The organism is Mycobacterium sp. (assembly GCF_035499775.1).
Taxonomy (GTDB): Bacteria; Actinomycetota; Actinomycetes; order Mycobacteriales; family Mycobacteriaceae; genus Mycobacterium.
On the sequence record NZ_DATJYB010000635.1, the window covers coordinates 1 to 3,007 of the forward strand.

Sequence of the window (3,007 nt, forward strand, 5' to 3'; positions counted from 1 at the left end):
GTGGCACACGCCGCTGGCGGCCAGCCGCACCTTCACCTCGTGGCCGGCCAGCGGCCGCAGTTCGAGCTCCTCCACCGTTGTGGCTTGCCCGACCTCACGCAGCACGACCGCTTTCATATCTGCTTACGATGACGAGACGACCGCACCGGGTCAAGGTTGCCCCAATTCGATGGCACCGCCGGGATCTCCGGTCCGCACTCTTTCCCGTGCGATGTGTACGTCGATTATTGGCAGAGTGTTCAAGCCGAACCGGTTGTTAGCGGACCGCTCCCGCACTTTGGCGAGCAACTCGAAGCCACGTTCTCGCGCGGGACCATCCTGTACACGGCGGATTGGGTGACAACTGGCTTGCCGCATTCGCTGCAGAACTTTGCCGTCCGACTCGATGGTGCGCCGCAGGCGTTACGGGAAACTCGGCCGCTGCCAGCGATCGGCGCGCCGTCCTAGGGGTGGTCATGGGCTTCCAATCCGCACCGGCAATTCGAGTGTCCGCTGTGCGGCCACCGCGGCATCAACCGCAGATCGAGGCGACGCGAACGACGCGCACACACCGTCGCCGGTGTGCTTGAACATGAAACCGCCCTGCGTCTCGATCGCCGTGCGCAGCACCTCGTCATGTGCGGCGAGCGCCACCCGCATGCCATCCGCGTCGGCCTCCCACCGACGGGTCGAACCCTCCACGTCGGTGAACAGAAACGTCACAACCCCCGAGGGGAGGACCGCCTGATCAGCGGACATCCGATTAGGATGTCACACAAATCCCACGTCAAGGCGACATCGGCGACCCAGTTTGAGACAGACTGGGCAGGCTTAGCTGGCCAGTACCGTGCCACGGGTTGCCGACAGCATGCATGAGTTCCCGGTTCGCCTGCACGGCAAGGTATTTGCGGTAAAACCCGAGTACAGTAGCTCCGATGGCTGTCGCCCCGTCCAATGAGCGGATGATCGCCGGCGTTGCCGCCGCTGCCGTCTCGCTCGGGGTGGCCCAGCTGGCCGGCGTCCCGTTCGGCGCGCGGGCCGATGCGCGTACCGCGATCAGCTCGGTGGTCGTCGACCTGACCCCGGGGCCCATCAAGGAGTGGGCGATTCAGACCCTGGGCACTCTGGACAAGCTATTCCTGGCCGTCGTCGTACTCGTGGTGATCGCGACGATCGCCGCGATCGCCGGGACCCTCGAGACCGAACGCCGCCCGCTCGGCAGCGCCATAATCGCCGGGGCGGGCGTCCTCGGATGCCTCGCCGTGCTGTCGCGGCCGGGCGCGACAGCACTCGACACGCTCCCCACCGTCGCGGGCGCCGCCTGCGGCGTCGCGGCCTTGCGTTCGCTGATCCGCCGGATCCGGACCGGCCCGGACGACCCTGAGGCGGGGGCCGACGACGAGCCGGACACCGGCAGGCGCAAATTGCTCACATACGGCCTGCTCGGATTCGGAGTAGTCAGCGGCGTGGTGGGTGCGGTGACCACGCGGATGGTGCATTCGGTGGCCGCTGACCGCGACACCGTCACACTTCCCCGACCGCGCACGTCGGCGCCACCAATACCCGCTGATGTGCAGCCGAAAGGCGTTGCGCTACCAAGCTTCGTCACCCCCAGCGCGGACTTCTACCGAGTGGACACCGCGCTCAGTGTTCCCCAACTCAGCCACGGCGACTGGCGGCTGCGCATCCACGGCATGGTGGACCGCGAAGCCACTTACGGCTTCGCCGACCTCGCCCGCTTCGACGTCGCCGAAACGGTGACGACGTTGACCTGTGTGTCGAATCCCGTTGGAGGAAAACTTATTTCGACGGGGATCTGGACGGGTTACCGGGTGGCTGATCTGCTGGCGGCGGCCGGCGTGCACAAGGACGCCGACATGGTGCTCTCGACGTCGATCGACGGTTTCACCGCCGGCACGCCCGTGCAGGCGCTCACCGACGGCCGCGACGCGCTGCTGGCGGTCGGCCTCAACGGTCAGCCGCTGCCGATCGAGCACGGCTACCCTGCCCGGCTGGTGGTACCCGGGCTCTACGGATACGTGTCGGCCACCAAGTGGGTCGTCGAACTGGAGCTGACCCGCTTCGACCGCGCAAAGGCGTACTGGACGCGGCAGGGCTGGGCAGCGCGTGCACCCATCAAAACCGAGTCGCGCATCGACGTGCCGAGGGCTGGCCAGAAGGTACCAATGGGCCCCGCGGTGTTGGGCGGCGTCGCGTGGGCACAGAATCGTGGCGTGCGTGCCGTGGAGGTCCGCATCGACGACGGCGGATGGCAGCCTGCCGAATTGGGCGCGAGCTATTCCAACCAGACGTGGCGGTTGTGGAGTTTCGCCTGGCAGCCGAAAAACCCTGGGAAACATTCCATTACCGTGCGTGCCACCGACAACACCGGAGCTGTCCAAACCGCGGATCAGGCCGATCCCGCGCCCGACGGCGCCACCGGCTGGCACACGGTGGACTTCACTGTGTCGGAGACATAAAGCACTATTTCGCTGAGAGCTTCCGCCAGCTGAATACCGAGATGGCGATGCCGATCAGCGCCGTGACCGGACCAATGATGGACCAGGTCGTGGTGTTGCTCATCGGGCTACCGAGGAGCACGCCGAATCCCTGCAGCGCCCAGATCAGACCGAACAGCGCGAGGATCACCCCGACCGCGAATGTGACGACGAAAGTCCTTCTCATACAGGCAGACTACGCGCCGGGAATGGGTCCCTCAGGACGCGAGTTCGGGCGTGCGCGTCGCCGCAAAGAACCGGCGCAGCGCGTCCGCCGTCTGTGCGCGTATCGGTGCGCCCGAGACGACCAGGTCGACCATCGATATCGATTGGTGGATGGCGCCGCGCGCACGGACAAGCTCGGTCGGGACGCCCGCCGCATCGAGCGCGGCGGCGTAGGCCTCACCGTCGTCGCGCAGTGGATCGAACTCGGCCGCCACCACGATCGCCGGCGGCAGCCCGGACAAATCGACGGCACTTAACGGTGCGAAGCGGGGATCGCTTCGATCCGCCGCGTCGATGTAGTGGTC

At 66.6% G+C, this 3,007-nt stretch carries 3 protein-coding genes and 1 pseudogene; 1 reads left to right on the top strand and 3 read right to left on the bottom strand.

Translation table 11 applies throughout. The annotated features are described in order from the left end of the window. Positions 1-462 precede the first annotated feature (462 nt). A pseudogene (locus VML93_RS37905) lies at positions 463-738 on the bottom strand (adenylate/guanylate cyclase domain-containing protein); the annotation flags it as partial. A 176-nt stretch (positions 739-914) separates the two neighbouring features. Here VML93_RS37905 and VML93_RS37910 point away from each other — a divergent pair. Then, on the top strand, positions 915-2,459 hold the full coding sequence (locus VML93_RS37910; protein WP_325618938.1) for a molybdopterin-dependent oxidoreductase: 1,545 nt from the start codon (positions 915-917) through the stop codon (positions 2,457-2,459). Positions 2,460-2,463: 4 nt separating this feature from the next. Here VML93_RS37910 and VML93_RS37915 read toward each other — a convergent pair whose 3' ends face one another. Both VML93_RS37915 and VML93_RS37920 read right to left on the bottom strand, forming a co-directional pair. Then, positions 2,464-2,664 (bottom strand): hypothetical protein, encoded by a 201-nt coding sequence (locus tag VML93_RS37915; RefSeq protein ID WP_325618940.1) that lies wholly within the window; start codon positions 2,662-2,664, stop codon positions 2,464-2,466. A 31-nt stretch (positions 2,665-2,695) separates the two neighbouring features. Next, positions 2,696-3,007 (bottom strand): alpha/beta hydrolase fold domain-containing protein (locus VML93_RS37920; protein WP_325618942.1); only part of this gene is annotated, 312 nt, incomplete at its 5' end.

Excerpts from the sequence above, each read along its gene's own strand:
- VML93_RS37910 (WP_325618938.1), top strand. The coding sequence starts at position 915 with ATGGCTGTCGCCCCGTCCAATGAGCGGATGATCGCCGGCGTTGCCGCC.
- VML93_RS37915 (WP_325618940.1), bottom strand. The coding sequence starts at position 2,664 with ATGAGAAGGACTTTCGTCGTCACATTCGCGGTCGGGGTGATCCTCGCG.